We start from the raw sequence: 17,098 nt of genomic DNA, 5'->3' as shown, positions 1-17,098 counted from the left end.
AGAATGAGATGAATTATTACCGACTGATTATTTCCCGTTCATAATTAAATTATCGCAACCAACGAGGAGGTATTTATGACGATTCGCAATAATCGGGCAGAAATTTCACTGGCTCTTGGTGAAGCGGTTTTAGACATCGTGCAAAAAGGCCATGAAGTATCGCGAGAAAATCTTGCCCGGGCGATGAAAATCAAAGCGGAGAAAGAGCGCGACGATGAGCGGCTTCTTAACTACTGGAAGGCCTGTAATATGCTGGTCTGAACCTGGCGGCGTTTAGCCTGACTAAACGCCGCCTGCTGTTACTCGTCGAAGAACCAGTAGCCCTGGTTAATCAAACCGGTCAGCTCTTCCACAAACGCCGGATTATTCAGCGCATCGCCCAGCTCAGCCTGGCCGAGCTCGGTGAAGCGGCACAGCGCATCCGCACCGTTCACATCCGCCGTTTCCAGCTGTTCGCTGTTGATAAAGACGCTGCCGTTGATGTTCAGCACGCGCAGCCCGCTCAGGCGGGAGAGCGTTTCGCCCCCTTGCAGCGCGTCGAGCACCTCTTCTACGGAATACGGCGGCTCGGCGGCGGCAATATCCAGCTCGTGACGCGGCGTGGAGACGAAGCTGCCAAACCATTTCGTAAAATCATCTGGCTTGCTAATCATGTCGATCATCATCTGGCGAATGCGATCGAGCTCGTACTGCTCCACGCGGCCAGGGTGTTCGCGGCAGGTCAGATCCGGATCGCTGTAATGTTCGCCGCCCAGATCGTTCTCCAGCGCGTAGTCGGCAAAGCTGCTGATCAGATCGCGACCGTTCGGCCCGCGGAAACCGACAGAGTAGTTGAGCGCGGTTTCATGGGTGAAGCCGTCATGCGGGAATCCAGGCGGAATGTAGAGGATATCGCCCGGGGCCAGATCTTCGTCGATGATCGGCTCAAACGGATCGACATGCAGCAGGGCCGGATGCGGACAGAACTGACGCATCGGCAGCTTGTCCCCCACGCGCCAGCGGCGGCTGCCCATCCCCTGGATAATAAACACATCGTACTGATCGATATGCGGCCCAACGCCGCCACCCGGGACGGAGAAGGAGATCATCAGGTCATCAAGACGCCAGTCCGGCAGGACGCGGAACGGACGCACCAGCTCTGCTGCGGGCATATGCCAGTGGTTCACCGCCTGCGCCAGCAGGGACCAGCCGGTTTCACCGAGGTTATCGAAATGCTCAAACGGGCCATTGCTCGCCTGCCACTTGCCGTTAGCATGGCTTACCAGGCGGCTATCAACTTCCGGCTCCATCGCCAGACCCGCCAGTTCATCAGGGGTAATGGGGTCGACAAAATTCGGGAAGGCATTTTTCAGCACAACGGGTTGTTTTTGCCAGTATTTTTCAAGAAATTCCGGCCAGTTCAGGTTCAGTTGATACGCCATGGGTAGCACCAGTGAGAGGGGAGACAGGCGCGATTATAGAAGAGACAGCGAGGGGGGAACTTGTCATGGGTCAATCGAGCGCGCGTAGGTCGGGTAAGGCGAAGCCGTCACCCGACGCACACGCGGGCTTAAACTTAATCCAGGTTCAGCTCGTCATAATGGGTAATCAGTTTACCCACGATGCCGTAGTCCAGCGCTTCCGCCGGTGACATCCAGAAGTTACGGTCGGTGTCTTTCTTCACTTTCTCCAGCGGCTGGCCGGTGGCGTCAGCAATCAGCTTGTTCACGCGCTCCAGCATGCGGATGATCTCGCGCGCTTCGATTTCGATATCCGTTGCCTGACCGCGCACGCCGCCCAGCGGCTGGTGGATCATAAAGCGGGTATTCGGCAGAGCGTAGCGGTGCTCTTTTTTCGCCGCCAGGAAGATGGTAATCCCGGCGCTCGCCACCCAGCCGGTGCCGATCACATGCACTTCCGGACGGATAAACTTAATGAAGTCGTGGATGGTGTCGCCCGCTTCTACATGGCCGCCCTGACTGTTGATGTACAGCTTGATCGGATCGTTGCTGACGCTTTGCAGCAGGATCATCTGAGTGATGACCTTCTGGGCCAGCTCCTGGTTAATCTCTCCGGAGATGACAATCGAACGGGATTCCAGCAGTTTTTGCTGTAGAGCGCCCGCGCCGTTTGTTCCTTCCGCTTTTTCCTTGTCGCTTTCTTTCAGTGTGTAGTGCATTGTTGTTTCCTCAGCTTGTCGCGCTCAAAACCAGAGTGTAGCCTGTTTTACCGGTGAAAGTCCTCACAGACAAATAACGAGGGATCTTATGAATATTGCACATGTCGCACTCTGGACCCGCAGCCTGGACGCGCAGGTTCAGTTCTGGGAAACGGTGTTTGGCGGCCGCAGTAATGACCGCTACGTCAGCAAAAATCGTCCGGGGTTTAAATCTCACTTTATTACCCTGGATGACGGGCCGACCATCGAGCTGATGACGCTGCCGGGCCTGCCCAGTGCACCTTCGCACCCGGAATTTGTCGGCTGGGCGCATATCGCCATCAACGTCGGCAGCAAAGCGCAGGTGGACAGTATGGCAGCGCAGGCGCAGGCAAGCGGCTCCCTGCTCAGCGCCCCGCGTATGACCGGGGACGGTTTCTATGAAGCGGTGATTGCGGACCCGGACGGCAACCGTATTGAGCTTGTCGGTGCATAAAAACAGCGTTTCGTTCCTTCATCGCCTCCGCTCCAGCTCGCTATACTTCATATGGTTATCATATTGCTAAATGATAATGATATTTAATATGTTAAGATGAAAGTCAGCATAAACAGTCTCTTACGTAGCCATAGTGACTGTTTACATCCTCGACATTTAAATCAACACCGGGGCGGTGAATGGAACACATTGTTTATGTGGTTGATGACGATGACACAGTCAGGCAGTCCGTTGTCAGGCTGTTGGAATCTGCGGATATACATGCCCTTGGCTTTTCCTCAGCAGAGGCCTTTCTCAGCCATCCCTTTGAGGATCTGCCCTCCTGCGTGATCCTCGATATGCAAATGCCCACGATAACCGGGTTTGATGTCGCAGATGCGCTGAAAGACAGCGGGCGGGAAATACCGATCATCTTTCTCACCGGCCACGGCACCATCCCTATGTCCGTCCGGGCGATCAAAGGCGGGGCCTACGAATTTCTCACTAAGCCCGTTGAATCCAGCGCGCTCATCGGCTCCATCGAATCCGCGCTCAGGCTGGCACAGCACAACGCCGCCCGCGTCAAAGAGCACTACGCCCTGAAACAGCGCCATCTGTCCCTCACGCCGCGCGAGCATGAGGTGCTTGAGCTGGCCGTCAGCGGCAAGCTCAACAAGCAGATCGCCGCCGAGCTGGGCGTCAGTGAGATTACGGTGAAAGTGCACCGCCGCCGGGTGATGGAGAAAATGCAGGTCCGCTCCGTGGCTGAACTGGTCAGGGCCGTCGAGCGCCTGACCAAACATCAGCCAGCGGAATAAACGTTACATCTCCTGTCCGGCAAGCGGCAACGCGAAGGTAAACACCGTGCCGTACGGCTCTCTGCGGCGCGCGCTCAGTTTCCCCCGGTGCCGTTCAATGATGCTGGCGCTGATGGTCAGCCCCATGCCCATTCCCTGCGCTTTGGTCGAATAGAACGAGTCAAAGATCCGCTCGGTGAGCTCCGGCTCAATGCCGCTGCCGGTATCGGCGATCTCGAAGATCACCTTCCCCTCAGCGCAGTTCGCGGTGGCGATCGTGATGCTGCACGGGCGATCCGTCACTTCCGCCATCGCTTCCATCGCATTCATCACCAGGTTAAGCAACACCTGCTGGATCTGCACGCTGTCGCCGATGATAAAGCTGTCGTCAGCGTTCAGAAGATAATCAACGCTTATGTGTCGCAGCTCAAGTTCGCTGCGGGAAAGCATAATGATGTGGTGGATCAGGAAGTGCAGATCGATTCGCGTAAACGTGGGGTCCTGTTTGCGCGTCAGAGACTGAATGCTGCGGATGATCTCCCCTGCCCGCTCGCCCTCGGCGGCGATCTCCTCCAGCCCCTCGCGCACTTTTTCCAGCCGCGCCGGATCGCGGTTGAGCCAGCGCAGGCTCGCGCCGGCGTTCGAGACAATCGACATCAGCGGCTGGTTGATCTCGTGCGCGATCGAGGAGGTCAGTTGCCCGACGGTAGTGGCTCGTGAGACCCGCGCCAGATCCGCCTGCGCCACCCGCATCGCATCCTCCGCCGCCCGCTGGCTGGTGATGTCGGTAATGATGCCGTAATACTCATTCACCTCACTGCCCACCCCCACCGGATCGCCAATCCCGAGGATGTAACGAACGGAGCCGTCGGTGCGGATGATGCGAAACTCCGCGCGCATCGACAGCCCGTCACGCACGCTCTGATTAACGAGGGTGCTGATCCGGCCATAATCATCCTCATGCACGAAGGTCAAAAACTCCGCCATTGAGATCATCTTTTGCTGCTCCGGCAGGCCAAGGATACGGGCGTACTCTTCGGACATAAACATCAGATCCTGCACCAGCTCCCAGCGCCAGCTGCCGGTATGGCTGATCTGCTCGCCCAGCATCAGCGAGGTCTGGCTGGCGCGCAGCTCTTTCTCCACCCGTCGGCGCTGGATGTTTTCCGCCAGCAGCTCGGCGTAGAGCCGCGCCGTCTTCAGCGAAACCGCCGCCTGCGCACCCAGCAGGCTGACCACGCGCGAATGTTCGGCGGTAAACACCTCCGGCATCAGGCGGTTTTCCAGATACAGCATCCCCACCAGCCGCGCCTGTTTGAACATCGGCACGCACATCACGGCGGCGCCGGACGTCACCAGATACGGATCCTGGCTGAACGGGTGGAACTCCTCCGGTTTGCCGGTGCGGATCTCCTGCCCGGTGCGGATCACCGCGGCCAGCACCGACAGCGGCATGTCCGTCGCCATCGGTGACGCTTTCAGGATGCGCACCCGCACGCCGTCGGTACTGGTCCAGGCGCTGGCTTCAATCTCCGGGATGTGATTATCGCTGACACGCAGCAGCAGGCCACGCTGCGCCCCGGCCCGTTCAAGCAGCAGCGTCATCAGGTTTTCGATTAAACGTTCAAGGTTGATCTCTTCGGATAAGGCGCGTGAGGCTTTGATGACGCTCTGTAAATCGCGGATCACCTCGTTCTGGGCAAACGCCGCCGTGTCATACGCGCGGCTCTGCCCGGAGGCCAGCAGATGGGGGAAATCCTGCTCCAGCTGGCGCACCTTGGCCTGCGCCCCGACGCGCCCCCAGGCGGCAATCGCGCCGCGGAAATGGGCGTCGGAGGCGGTCGGGTAGCCGCAGGCCAGCGAGAAACGCCCGGCCAGCTCGTGCGCCAGGGCATTGATCGGGTTAAACCCGCCCTCCCGCGAGAGTCGCACCGCTTTTTCATACTGCTCCAGCGCGATGCTGTTCATGCCGTCCAGACGGACGATTTCGGCATAAATCAGCGCCTCTTTATCGGCAAATGTGCCCGGATTGATCCGCGCCCAGAGGGCAATTTTGTCGTAATGGTGATGAATACTGCGGCGATAATCCGCCGAAAAGGTTTCCGGCGTGAGCTGGCGGGAGAGCGCCAGCGCGCTGTAAAAATGGTAATCCAGCAGATGAATATGACCCGGCGCGGACCACGCATACCAGCCCGCCATTTCTAAATCCGCCTGTGCGTCGGCGTATTCGCCGCAGGAAAAGTGCGCCATCCCGCGATAGAGCCAGTACCAGAAGAGCATGGTCGAGGTCTGCTCGGGCGCCTGCTCCGGCGGCGCGGGCAGCAGATCGTCAGGCAGCGCCTGGGCGGCGCTCCATGGGCCCGTCACCGGCGTGCGTAAAAACTCCACGTAGCGGCGCTGAATGTGCAGAACGGTTTCAATGTCCTGGTAATCCGTTTTGCGCACAAAGGCCAGACCGCGATCGATGCTGGTCAGCACGCCATCCAGATGATCGCCCCGGGAGAGGAAGTTAATGATCTGATGACAGGCCGCGAAGCAGGCCATCGTCATGTCGCCGTGGGTCACCGCTGAGGTAAAGCAGGCCTTGGCGCACTCGATAGTGTACGACAGCGGCTGGGTCCAGACGCTGAGCTGGTCGAGCGGCAGCAGAGTTTTGGCTTCATAGGCATCATAGCCGTGGCGGTTCACCAGCTCACGAGCCAGCGTGCCGTACTCAAACCCGAGACGGTATTCGGCGTAGCGGTGGCCAATCAGCACGCCAAACCAGGCCATCGCCGTGGTGGAAGCACCGGTTATGCCGTGATCGAGCGTGAGGTGCATCATCCGGCACAGGAGTAAAAAGTGCAGGCGCGGGCAGGTAAAGCTGGCGAAAATACTGGCGCTGTAAAGCAGGTTCATCACCGCTTCGGTCTCTGCGTTCTCCATCAGCTTAAGCTGAGAAAACGGGTTCTGCGGCGCGTCGGCGGTGCGTTGACAGAACTGCTGCCAGGCCTCGTCACATTCGGCATTTTCCGGGTAGCGGCTGATCTGGATCCCAAACACGCCCAGCCAGCATAACGACGCCTCCAGCGCCAGGCGGATCTCCGACTGGCGCATATAAACTTCCGCCAGCAGGTTGGCGGCCAGCGCTTTCTCCGTCAGCCCGCCCGGTGAACCGAGGATCGCATCGCACAGCGCACGCGTGCGCTCCAGGTGTCCGAGCGCAAACTCACAGCCCGCCTCTTCGATATCCAGCATAAAGTCCGAGACCGGGCCCGCATTCCCCAGCGCTCTGGCGGTCTGGATATAGCTTAAGGCGGAAAGGTAATCGCCGGTACGCTTCGCACGCCGCGCGGCCTGAAGGCTCAGCTCCCGGAATCGCTGCCGCTGGGGTGCAGGCTGGATGCAGTCCAGCGCGGCGCTGACGTGGTGAACCGCGCGGAACAGCAGTTCGTTGCCCGCCGTCTGCCGCGCGGCATCCGCCAGCAGGCTGGCGGTGGTCAGGTGCAGATGGCTTTTCTCGCCCTCATCCAGCAGGGCAAAGGCGGCTTCCTGCACCCGATCGTGGGTAAAAGCGTACTCTTTCTCCGTCAGCACAATCAGCTGAGCGGTCACCGCCGGATGAAGCGCGTAGCGGATTTCCGCCGCCGACCGCCCCACCACGCGGCACAGCATCTCCAGCTCGCCCGTGCAGCCGAGGCAGGCGATGCTGCCCAGCAGGCGGCGCGTCTCGTCGGGCATCTCCTTGAGCTGTTCAAGCACCAGCGTCACCACGTTCTCGGTGTAGTGCCGGGCGCGGATGGCCTGGAGATCGTAATGCCATTTCCCCTGATATTTGTTGTGCACCACCAGTCCGTCATCGACGATGCGGCGTAAAAATTCCTGCACGAACAGCGGGTTGCCGCCGGTTTTTTCATGGATCAGCGTGGCAAGATCGGTGGTACCGGTACTGCGGGCATGAAAAATCCCCCCGAGCCAGCGCGCCACGGCCTTCACCGACAGCGGCTGCGGCACGATCGTCGTGGCGTGTTGCGCCGCCTCTGGCAGGCTCGCCAGCGCGGTCTGCAAGGTGGGCTCAGAAAGCGAACTGAGATCGCGGTGCGCCACCACCACCAGCAGCGGGATGGCGCCGCAGGCGCGCAGCAGGTGATCGAGCGTTTGCAGGCTGGCGGCGTCGATCCACTGCACATTATCCAGCAGCAGCACCAGCGGCGCGCCCTGGGTGGCGAAGGTTTTCACCAGCGCCAGCACCATATGGCTGAAGCGCGCCCGCGCGTCGATGGAAAAGGTATCCGCAGAGAAACGCGGTTTGTTCTCTAGGAGTAAATTCAGCTCCGGCACCAGGCTGACGGCCAGCTCCTCGAAGCCTTCCAGCGCGCGCGACAGACGGATTTTCCACGTCGCTACCTCCCCGGCTGGCAGCCCGAGCAGGTGCAGCGTGAGCGTCCGAAACGCCGAACTCAGCACGCCGTAGGGCAGCGTGGGAGAATATTGATCGACCTTGCCCACCGCCAGCAGCACCTTGCGCTGTTGCAGCGATTTCAGCGTGGTGGCGATCACGGAAGATTTGCCGATCCCCGAAGGCCCCCCAATCGTCACCAGTTCCGGCGCACCGCTCTGGCTGACCCGCTCAAACGCGGCGATGACGTCGCTGGCCTGCGGATGCGCAGAGAAAAGCGAATCGGCAAGATGGATCGCCGGAGAGCGATCCTGCTGGCCGGGAATAAAGTCGACGATCTCACCTTCGGCGGTCAGCGTCGCCTGGCAGCGCCTGAGGTCGGCAATCAGCCCGTCGACGGTCTGATAGCGATTCTCCGGATTCTTCTCCAGCAGCTTAAGGATAATGGTCGACAGCATGCCGGGTACGTCCGGGCGCACCCGCCCCGGCGCAAGCGGCTCAGAGGCAATGTGGTAATGCGCCCAGTTGGTCTGGTCATCAGCGCTCAGTTCAAACGGCAATCGCCCGGTCAGAAGTTCATAAAGCACGATACCCAGACTGTAGAGATCGCTCCGGCTGTCGACGGCGCGCCGGGTACGCGTGGTGTGTTCCGGTGACATGTAGGCGGGCGTGCCGCCAGACGCGGCAAGCCGGGACTGGGAGAACGCGTCGGAGGTGCCGCAGGAAAGACCGAAGCTGCAAAGACGGCAGGTGGCGTCGTGATGAACGAAGAACGCCCCGGGTTTGATATCGCCGTGGATCAGGTTGTGCAGATGCATCTGGCGCAGGGGACCGCAGATGCGGATCGCCATTTCGATAAAGCGGGCGATCCCGGAAATCGCCTTACCTGCCCGGCACGCCAGCAGTTCAAAGCAGAACGGCGCGTAGACCAGCGCAAAACGTCCGCGGTACTGGGTTGAAGCGACGGGCCGGATAGCCCAGCCGTCATGAAGCCGGTCGCGCAGGGCAAACTCGTTTTTCAGCAGCCGCGTTGCCCGCTCCTCTTCTTCATCGCTGACCGCGGTGGCAATAATAAACGAACCGCCGGACTGGGGATGCCGCCCGTTCATCCAGGAGATGCCGCCCTCCTGCGCCAGCACGGTAAAAATGACATCCTCTTTCAGAACAAAAGCCCGCCCTTCATGGAGACTTCCCCGGGCGGGCCAAAATGCAGGCGACGTATGTTCGTTCATCCGCGATCCTTATTGTCGGCGGGTCAGCTCCCGCTGAATATGATCCAGCAGAATATCGATGTTAATCGGCTTACGCAAAAATGCAGCGGCGCCCAGACTGAGTGCATACCGCTGCATATTTTCATCAGCATGGCCGGAGATAAACAGTATTGGCGGTGGCGGCATGGCCAGCAACCGCAGCTTCTCAAACAGCTCGATGCCGTTCATGCCGCGTAGCTTGATGTCGGTGATCACCAGCGACGCGCCGGACAGGGCGAGAGGGTGGCTCAAAAACACCTCTGCCGAATCGAAGGTATCGGTAGCATACCCTTCCGATTGCAGCAGGTTACTGAGCCCGCTGCGAACAGAGCGTTCGTCATCAATGATGGCAATGCGCCACGGCAGCGTCATGCTGTCTTTCCTCAAACAAATCGTTACGCGTCGCGGCTTTCCTTCGCGGGCGCTGGGGGCGCGGTACCGCTGATCTTCGGTACGCATTCATGACGAAACCAGGCCAGGGTCAACGGTTCGCGGCTCACCAGACGCCGTCCGATGGGGATCAGCTGTTCACCCACCAGCATGCCGAACAGGCCAAGCAGCGCGACGACCGGCGGCGCCGGGGAATGCACGTCGAGCAGGGCGTAAAGTACCCCAGCCGCGACCCCGCACACCAGCGAAATAATCCAGGCCTTCATGATGACGCTCCGGACAGGTGCTGAACGTGGGGAACCGTCACCTGCACGCCCGCGGGATTGTCGCGGGATAAAAGATGACGCATCGCCTGTTCCCCCGCCAGCATCCCCAGCAGGCCAATCAGCGCCAGCGCGGGCGGCGCGGGGGAACGCACCTTCAGCACGGCATACATCAGGCCAATCAACACGCCTGCCGCGAGGGATATCAACCCTGTACTCATTGTGAACTCCAGAGAAAAAGGCAGCGGCGAGCCGGATGAGGGACCAGCCCGCCAGCGGGACTTAGCGTGCCGGAACCGGCGCTAAGGTGCGGTGCTCGCTCTTCTGACGAGACGGCGCTTTGTGCACCATGGTGTAGGCGTAATCCACACCCATTCCGTAGGCGCCGGAGTGCTCGCGCACGATATCCATCACCGCGGTGTAGGTCTCTTTGCGCGCCCAGTCACGCTGCCACTCCAGCATCACCTGCTGCCAGGTCACCGGGATCACGCCCGCCTGGATCATGCGCTGCATCGCGAAGTCGTGGGCTTCTTTGGAGGTGCCGCCGGAGGCGTCTGCCACCATATAAATTTCGTAGTCGCCTTCCAGCATCGCGCACAGGGCAAAGCTGTTATTGCACACTTCGGTCCACAGGCCCGCGACAACCACCTTCTTCTTGCCGTTGGTCTTCAGCGCGTCGCGCACCTTCTGGTCGTCCCAGGAGTTCATGGAGGTACGCTCCAGAATGTCCTGGCCCGGGAACACGTCCAGCAGCTCCGGATAGGTATTGCCGGAGAAGCTTTCGGTCTCAACGGTGGTGATGATGGTTGGGATGTTGAACACCTTAGCCGCTTTCGCCAGCGCCACGGTGTTGTTTTTCAGCACCTGGCGGTCAATAGACTGCACGCCGAACGCCATCTGTGGCTGGTGATCGATGAAGATGATCTGACAGTTGGCAGGGGTTAAGACTTCGAGCTTAGAAGTGGTCATAAGATTATCCAGTGAGGTTAAAGGTTAAAATCGCCGCGAACAGCACGCCGATAAAATCGCGTTCATCCTATGACCCACAGCGCTGTGGTGTAATTATCTCTTCGTATAGTTAACCTTAGGTATAGTTATACTTTGGTATACCTATCCTATTGTATAACTGGATCTTTGCCGAAACCGGTTCCCATAATCCTGACCATTCCCCTCTTAGTCTGGAGCTATTATGGTTACCCTCGGTAAAGCCGATCTCATTCTGGTTAACGGCCAGTTTCACACCGTCGATCGCGAGAATCCTGTCGCGGAAGCCGTTGCCGTGCGCGACGGAAAATTTCTGGAAGTGGGTACCGTCGCCGAGGTGATGCAACACCACTGCGACGGCACTAAGGTGGTCGACTTAAAAGGCCACACCGCCATCCCCGGCCTGAACGACTCGCACCTGCACCTGATCCGCGGCGGCCTGAACTACAACCTCGAGCTGCGCTGGGAAGGCGTGCCGTCCCTGGCCGACGCCCTGCGGATGCTAAAAGGGCAGGCCCTGCGCACGCCGTCGCCCCAGTGGGTGCGCGTGGTGGGCGGCTGGAGCGAGTTCCAGTTCGCCGAGCGCCGCATGCCGACCCTCGACGAAATTAACGACGCCGCGCCTGACACCCCGGTGTTTATCCTCCACCTGTACGACCGCGCCCTGCTCAACCGCGCCGCGCTGAAGGTGGTCGGCTACACCAAAGACACGCCAAACCCGCCGGGCGGGGAGATCCAGCGCGACGCCAACGGCAACCCGACCGGAATGCTTATTGCCCGTCCGAACGCCATGATTTTGTACGCCACGCTGGCGAAAGGGCCGAAGCTGCCGCTGGAGCAGCAGGTCAACTCCACGCGCCAGTTCATGCGCGAGCTGAACCGTCTGGGGCTGACCAGCGCCATCGACGCGGGCGGCGGCTTCCAGAACTACCCGGAAGATTACGAGGTGATTGCCGAGCTGCACGAGAAAAAGCAGATGACCATCCGCATCGCCTACAACCTGTTTACCCAGCGTCCGGGCCACGAGCTGGAAGACTTTGAAAAATGGACCGATATGCTTACGCCGGGCCAGGGCAGCGATTTCTTCCGCCACAACGGCGCGGGCGAGATGCTGGTCTTCTCCGCCGCCGATTTTGAAGACTTCCTCGAGCCGCGCCCGGATCTCGCGCCGGGCATGGAGGACGAGCTGGAGCGCGTAGTGCGCCATCTGGTGGAGCACCGCTGGCCGTTCCGCCTGCACGCCACTTACAACGAATCCATCAGCCGCATGCTGGACGTGTTCGAGAAGGTGAACCGTGACATTCCGTTCAACGGGCTGCACTGGTTCTTCGACCACGCCGAAACCGTGTCGCAGGCCAACATTGACCGCATCAAAGCACTCGGCGGCGGTATTGCCGTGCAGCACCGCATGGCCTTCCAGGGGGAATACTTTGCCGAGCGCTACGGCATCGAAGCCACCCGCCACACGCCGCCGGTGGCAAAAATGCTCGAGACCGGCGTGCCGGTGGGCCTGGGAACGGACGCCACCCGCGTGGCGAGCTATAACCCATGGACCGCGCTCTACTGGCTGGTCTCCGGCCGCACCGTTGGCGGGATGCAGATGTACGATCACAGCGCCCGTCTGGATCGCGATACCGCCCTGATGCTCTGGACCCAGGGCAGCGCGTGGTTCTCCAGCGAGCAGAACCAGAAGGGGCAGATCAAAGCGGGCCAGCTCGCGGATCTGGCGGTGCTCAGCAAAGATTACTTCCGCGTGCCGGAGGAGGAGATCAAGGGCATCGAGTCCGTCCTCACCGTGGTGAACGGCGATATCGTCTATGCCGCAGGCGCTTTTGGCCCACTCGCGCCGCCCGCCATTCCGGTCCTGCCCGAGTGGTCCCCGGTGGTGAAGGTGCCGGGCCACTACCGCAGCGCGCCGCCGCAGGCCGCACGCGTGGGTATGAGTATGGCTCACCACTGTAGCGGCCCGTGCGGGGTTCACAACCACCAGCATGACTTTGCCCGCACGTCAGAGATGCCGGTATCCGACGATAACGCTTTCTGGGGTGCGCTGGGTTGCAGCTGCTTTGCATTCTGATGAAACAAAATGACGCTTCGCCCCGGATCGATCCGGGGCTGTTCTTTCTGCGCCTGACCGGCAGTCTGCTGCTGCTTTACGTGCACGGTCTGCCGAAGGTGCTGCACTTCAGCGAAGAGCTGACGCGCATCGAAGATCCGTTTGGTTTTGGGCCGTATGCCAGTCTGATCCCGGCGATCGTCGCCGAGGTGATCTGCCCGCTGTTTATCATTGCGGGGATTTACACCCGCCTGGCGTGCCTGCCGATTATCGCCGTGCTGCTGGTGGCGATGCTGGCGGTCCACCCGAACTGGTCGATTGCCGAGGGGCAGTTTGGCTGGCTGCTGCTGATTATCTTCACCACCCTCGCCCTTACCGGGCCGGGCCAGTGGCGAGTGCAGCGTAAAACAACGGAGAGGTTCGCATGACCCAGGTAAACGACGTTCGCGACGCACACGTCGAGACGACGCCCGCCCCCGCGGTTTCACCCTGGCAGCCGCTGAGCCAGCCGGTGTTCCGCATGCTGTGGATCGCCACGGTGGTCTCTAACGTCGGCTCATGGATGAGCGACGTCGGTATCAACTGGAGCATGCTGACGCTCAGCGCCGATCCTTTAGATATCGCGCTGGTGCAGGCGGCGAGCAGCCTGCCGATGTTCCTTTTCGCCCTGCCGTCCGGGGTGATGGCGGACATCGTTGATCGACGTAAATACCTGCTCTTCTCCCAGCTGTGGGTGTTCATTGCCGCCGCCGGGCTGACGCTGCTCTCTTTTACCGGACACGTCACCCCCACCGTTCTGCTGGCGGCGACATTTCTGCTGAGCGTGGGTGCGGCCATGAGTTCGCCGCCGTTTCAGGCGATTGTCCCTGACCTGGTGAGCAAGCCCGAGCTGGGTTCCGCCGTGGCGCTTAACTCGCTCGGGGTCAATATCAGCCGGGCAATTGGCCCTGCGCTGGGCGGTTTTCTGCTGTCGCTTGCCGGGCCGTGGATGGTGTTTGCCCTGAACGCGCTGTCCGTGATGGGCGTGGCGTGGGTGCTGTGGCGCTGGCGTCCGGCACCGTCCGTGCAGCGTTTGCCACCGGAGCACTTCTTCTCTGCGGTGCGCTCCGGGATTCGCTACGTGCACGCCGCGCCGGTGCTGCGCAACGTGCTGGTGCGCACCGTGGCCTTTTTTGTTTTCGGCAGCGCGGGCTGGGCATTGCTGCCGCTGGTGGCGCGCCGCGAGCTGGGCTTAGGCCCGGCGGGCTACGGCGTGATGCTGGCGTGTATCGGCCTTGGCGCCATTGCCGGGGCCATCCTGCTGCCGCGTCTGCGCCAGCGGCTGAACGCCGATCGGCTGATGGTGGCCGCCAGCCTGACGTTTGCGATCACCATGCTGGCGCTGGCATTTGTACGTCACTTTTGGCTGCTAAACTTGTTTGAGTTCTTTACCGGCTTCGCGTGGATTGCGGTGCTCTCCACCCTCAACCTTGGCGCGCAGCGCAGCGCCGCACGCTGGGTAAAAGCCCGGGCGCTGGCGGTGTATCTGACGGTCTTTTTCGGTTCGATGACCGCAGGCAGCCCCGTCTGGGGCCAGATCGCCTCGCAGTTCGGCACTCCGGCTTCGCTGGTTGTCGCCACGCTGGGGATGGTGCTGGCGAGCATGACGGTGTTCCGCTGGAAGCTGGAGAAAGATCCGGATTTAAATCTCGACCTGAGCGGGCAGCCGCTGGACGGGGTGGAGATTGAACTCCCGAACGAGCGTGGCCCGGTGCTGGTCTCGCATGAGTACATCATCGACCCGCAGAACGCGAAAGCGTTTTTGCAGGCCGTGCACGAGCTACGCCGGGTGCGCCGCCGCGCCGGGGCGATGAGCTGGGCGGTGTACGAAGATATTGAACGTCCGGGTCTGTTTATCGAAACCTTCCTGATGGGTTCCTGGATCGAGCATCTGCGCCAGCAGGAGCGCCACACCATGAATGACCTCCTGTTGCAGAGCCGCGTTCTGGCTTTTCATCAGGGCACAACATCACCGGCAATTCGTTATCTGGTCGCGCCGGTCTGAACATAACAATCACCTGTAGAGGAACACACTATGGCAACGTTTAAGGCAAAAGATGGTACGCAGATTTATTACAAAGACTGCGGCGCGGGCAAACCGGTTCTTTTCAGCCACGGCTGGCCGCTGGATGGGGATATGTGGGACAGCCAGCTGAACCACCTGGCCGAGCGCGGCTACCGCACCATCGCCTTTGACCGTCGCGGGTTTGGACGTTCAGATCAGCCGTGGAACGGCTATGACTACGATACCTTTGCATCCGACATTAACGACCTGATCACCACGCTGGATCTGCGCGACGTGACGCTGGTGGGCTTCTCCATGGGCGGCGGCGACGTAACGCGTTACATCAACAACTACGGCAGCGAACGCGTGGCCGGTCTTGCCCTGCTGGGCGCGGTAACGCCCATTTTCGGCAAATCCGAAAGCTACCCGGAAGGGGTCGATCAGAGCGTGTTCAGCGGGATTCGCGACGGACTGCGTAAAGATCGCGCTCAGTTCATCAGCGATTTCGCCACCCCATTCTACGGCACCAACGCCGGGCAGACCGTTTCTGCCGGTGCCCTGACGCAGACGCTGAACATCGCCCTGCTGGCGTCCCTGAAGGGCACCATCGACTGCGTAACCGCCTTCGCCGAAACCGACTTCCGCCCGGATATGGCGAAAATCGACGTGCCGACGCTGGTGATCCACGGCAGCAACGACCAGATCGTGCCGTTTGAAACGACCGGCAAGCTGGCGGCAGAGATGATCAAAAACGCCACGCTGAAAGTGTACGACAACGCGCCGCACGGCTTCGCGCTGACCCACCAGGACCAGCTCAACGAAGATCTGCTGGCGTTTGTGAAGTCGCTGTAAGTCATTACGCGAAGCCTGATGGCGCTTCGCTTATCAGGCCTACAAGGGCTGGTCCTGTAGGCCGGGTAAGGCGCAGCCGCCACCCGGCGCTTTCGCAGACGCATTCCGCTCCGCCAGCAGCCGACAAATCTCCGCATGCTTCTCCTCGGTAAAGTTAAAGCGCGACATAAAGCCCATTCGGATCAGCGAGCCTATCGCCGGTAACAAACAAATGCCGAAGAACAGCCCCGCCAGCACGCTGTCGCTCTGTGACTGCGCCTGCGGCACATAGTCGATCATCGTCAGAAACACGCCGATGAGCCCGCCGCCCACCGCCACCGACATCTTGCCGGTAAAGGTCTGCCCGGAGAAGGTGATCGCCGCGCAGCGCTTGTGGGTGTGATACTCCGCATACTCGATGGTGTCGGCAATCATCGACGAGGTGAGGATGTTGGTCATCATCACGAACAGCGTGCTCAGGCCGAGCAGGATAAACAGCAACGCCGTGTGCTGATAGCCCGTGAACCACATCACCACGCGCACCGCCACGTCCAGCCCGCAGAGGATCATAAACAGATTCCGCTTCTGCATCCGGCGCGTCAGCAGCGGGGCGACCAGGCACAGCACCGCCGCCACTATCCCCATCACGCCAATTGCCATTTGCAGGCTGCCGTCGCCCATATTGTTGATAAAGAAGTAGATATAGAGACCGCCCGCCACGTTATGGAACACGCAGAAAAAAAACGACAGCAGGACGATAAACAGCGGCTTGTTCTGGCGCAGGTTGTGGAAGGTGTCGCGCATCGTCACCTTTTCCGGGCTCGGCGGCACGCGCTCTTTGATCTGCATAAAGCCGTTGAGCATCAGCGGCAGGCCCACCAGCATCATCACCAGCGCCGCCATAAAGTAGCCTTTATCGTTGCTGTACTGGGCAAAGAACGCCGCCAGCTTCGGGAAGAAGATGTTGGCGCAGGCGATCCCGGCGTTCACTCCAAGCATCGCCGCCGTCACCGCGCGGGTGCGCTGGCCGGAGTCGTTGGTCATCACCGATGACATCGACCAAAACGGGATATCGGAGATGGCGTACAGCGTCCCCCACAGGATATACGTCACCCCGGCGTAGAGGATTTTGGTGGTCATGTCCGCTTCGATTTTATAGAACGCCAGCAGGGTGACCCCGGTGATCAGCAGCGGGGCGATCAGTAAAAAGTGGCGAAACTTGCCGAACCGGCTGTTAATGGTGTCCATAATGCTGGCAAACAGCGGATCGTGAACCGCATCCCACGCACGGGCAATCAGGAAGATGGTGCTTGCCGCCAGCGCCGAGATCCCCAGCACGTCGGTGTAAAAATAGTTAATAAACGAACCCACTAAACCAAAGCTAAAACACTGACCTAAACCATAGCCAAAGTAAGACCACAACTCGCGAGACGGTATTTTCATTGTCATTGCCATAGTGCGTACCTGGTTGCCCGGCGACAGCGCGCCGGGTC

The 17,098-nt window shown here is 60.3% G+C and carries 15 protein-coding genes; 7 read left to right on the top strand and 8 right to left on the bottom strand.

The annotated features are described in order from the left end of the window. The first annotated feature begins 75 nt into the window (after positions 1–75). A complete protein-coding gene (locus KTH07_RS00505; RefSeq protein WP_015572568.1) occupies positions 76–261 on the top strand; it encodes a hypothetical protein in 186 nt (61 codons plus the stop codon). A gap of 38 nt (positions 262–299) precedes the next feature. On the opposite strand, the gene KTH07_RS00500 is transcribed toward KTH07_RS00505, so the two are convergent. After that, positions 300–1,421, bottom strand: a complete 1,122-nt coding sequence (locus tag KTH07_RS00500; protein WP_023303029.1) for a cupin domain-containing protein — start codon at positions 1,419–1,421, stop codon at positions 300–302. A gap of 134 nt (positions 1,422–1,555) precedes the next feature. Beyond that, positions 1,556–2,158 carry an ATP-dependent Clp protease proteolytic subunit gene (locus KTH07_RS00495; RefSeq protein ID WP_015572566.1) on the bottom strand — a complete coding sequence of 201 codons (603 nt, stop codon included), beginning with the start codon at positions 2,156–2,158 and terminating at the stop codon, positions 1,556–1,558. An 88-nt stretch (positions 2,159–2,246) separates the two neighbouring features. Between KTH07_RS00495 and KTH07_RS00490 the strand changes: the two genes are divergently transcribed. Both KTH07_RS00490 and KTH07_RS00485 read left to right on the top strand, forming a co-directional pair. Continuing rightward, positions 2,247–2,633: a VOC family protein gene (locus KTH07_RS00490; protein WP_017383871.1), complete on the top strand. Its 387-nt coding sequence runs from the start codon at positions 2,247–2,249 to the stop codon at positions 2,631–2,633. Positions 2,634–2,812: 179 nt separating this feature from the next. Continuing rightward, a complete protein-coding gene (locus KTH07_RS00485) occupies positions 2,813–3,430 on the top strand; it encodes a response regulator transcription factor (RefSeq protein WP_017383872.1) in 618 nt (205 codons plus the stop codon). Positions 3,431–3,433: 3 nt separating this feature from the next. Here KTH07_RS00485 and KTH07_RS00480 read toward each other — a convergent pair whose 3' ends face one another. From KTH07_RS00480 to KTH07_RS00460, 5 genes are all read right to left on the bottom strand, one after another. Next, positions 3,434–9,019, bottom strand: a complete 5,586-nt coding sequence (locus KTH07_RS00480; protein ID WP_217310870.1) for an ATP-binding sensor histidine kinase — start codon at positions 9,017–9,019, stop codon at positions 3,434–3,436. 9 nt (positions 9,020–9,028) lie between these two features. Further along, complete coding sequence (locus KTH07_RS00475; protein ID WP_023295862.1) at positions 9,029–9,409, bottom strand: response regulator transcription factor; 381 nt, start codon at positions 9,407–9,409, stop codon at positions 9,029–9,031. A 23-nt stretch (positions 9,410–9,432) separates the two neighbouring features. Further along, entirely contained in the window at positions 9,433–9,693 is a 261-nt protein-coding gene (locus KTH07_RS00470) for a XapX domain-containing protein (protein ID WP_003863056.1), read from the bottom strand. After that, positions 9,690–9,911, bottom strand: a complete 222-nt coding sequence (locus KTH07_RS00465; protein WP_017383875.1) for a DUF1427 family protein — start codon at positions 9,909–9,911, stop codon at positions 9,690–9,692. The genes KTH07_RS00470 and KTH07_RS00465 overlap by 4 nt, the downstream gene beginning before the upstream one ends. A 61-nt stretch (positions 9,912–9,972) precedes the next feature. Next, a complete protein-coding gene (locus KTH07_RS00460; RefSeq protein ID WP_015572562.1) occupies positions 9,973–10,659 on the bottom strand; it encodes a hydrolase in 687 nt (228 codons plus the stop codon). Between the two features lie 220 nt (positions 10,660–10,879). Here KTH07_RS00460 and KTH07_RS00455 point away from each other — a divergent pair, with 220 nt between their 5' ends. The 4 genes from KTH07_RS00455 to KTH07_RS00440 are packed head-to-tail and all read left to right on the top strand — an operon-like array spanning position 10,880 to position 15,626. Continuing rightward, on the top strand, positions 10,880–12,751 hold the full coding sequence (locus KTH07_RS00455; RefSeq protein WP_023295861.1) for an amidohydrolase: 1,872 nt from the start codon (positions 10,880–10,882) through the stop codon (positions 12,749–12,751). Further along, positions 12,751–13,158, top strand: coding sequence for a DoxX family protein (locus KTH07_RS00450; RefSeq protein WP_023295860.1), 408 nt, complete (start codon positions 12,751–12,753; stop codon positions 13,156–13,158). Before KTH07_RS00455 ends, KTH07_RS00450 begins: the two co-directional genes overlap by 1 nt. Beyond that, on the top strand, positions 13,155–14,774 hold the full coding sequence (locus tag KTH07_RS00445; protein ID WP_032620861.1) for an MFS transporter: 1,620 nt from the start codon (positions 13,155–13,157) through the stop codon (positions 14,772–14,774). Before KTH07_RS00450 ends, KTH07_RS00445 begins: the two co-directional genes overlap by 4 nt. A gap of 30 nt (positions 14,775–14,804) precedes the next feature. Beyond that, the gene (locus tag KTH07_RS00440) at positions 14,805–15,626 is read left to right on the top strand and encodes an alpha/beta fold hydrolase (RefSeq protein ID WP_023295858.1); all 822 of its coding nucleotides are present in this window, start codon (positions 14,805–14,807) and stop codon (positions 15,624–15,626) included. A gap of 39 nt (positions 15,627–15,665) precedes the next feature. On the opposite strand, the gene KTH07_RS00435 is transcribed toward KTH07_RS00440, so the two are convergent. Continuing rightward, a complete protein-coding gene (locus tag KTH07_RS00435; protein ID WP_017383879.1) occupies positions 15,666–17,060 on the bottom strand; it encodes an MFS transporter in 1,395 nt (464 codons plus the stop codon). Positions 17,061–17,098: the final 38 nt, after the last annotated feature.

The sequence above is a fragment of the Enterobacter cloacae complex sp. ECL72 genome (assembly GCF_019056635.1).
GTDB classification, from domain to species: Bacteria; Pseudomonadota; Gammaproteobacteria; order Enterobacterales; family Enterobacteriaceae; genus Enterobacter; species Enterobacter hormaechei_C.
The sequence above is the reverse complement of the archived record's forward strand: the minus strand, read 5'-3'. Positions and strand labels throughout refer to the sequence as shown.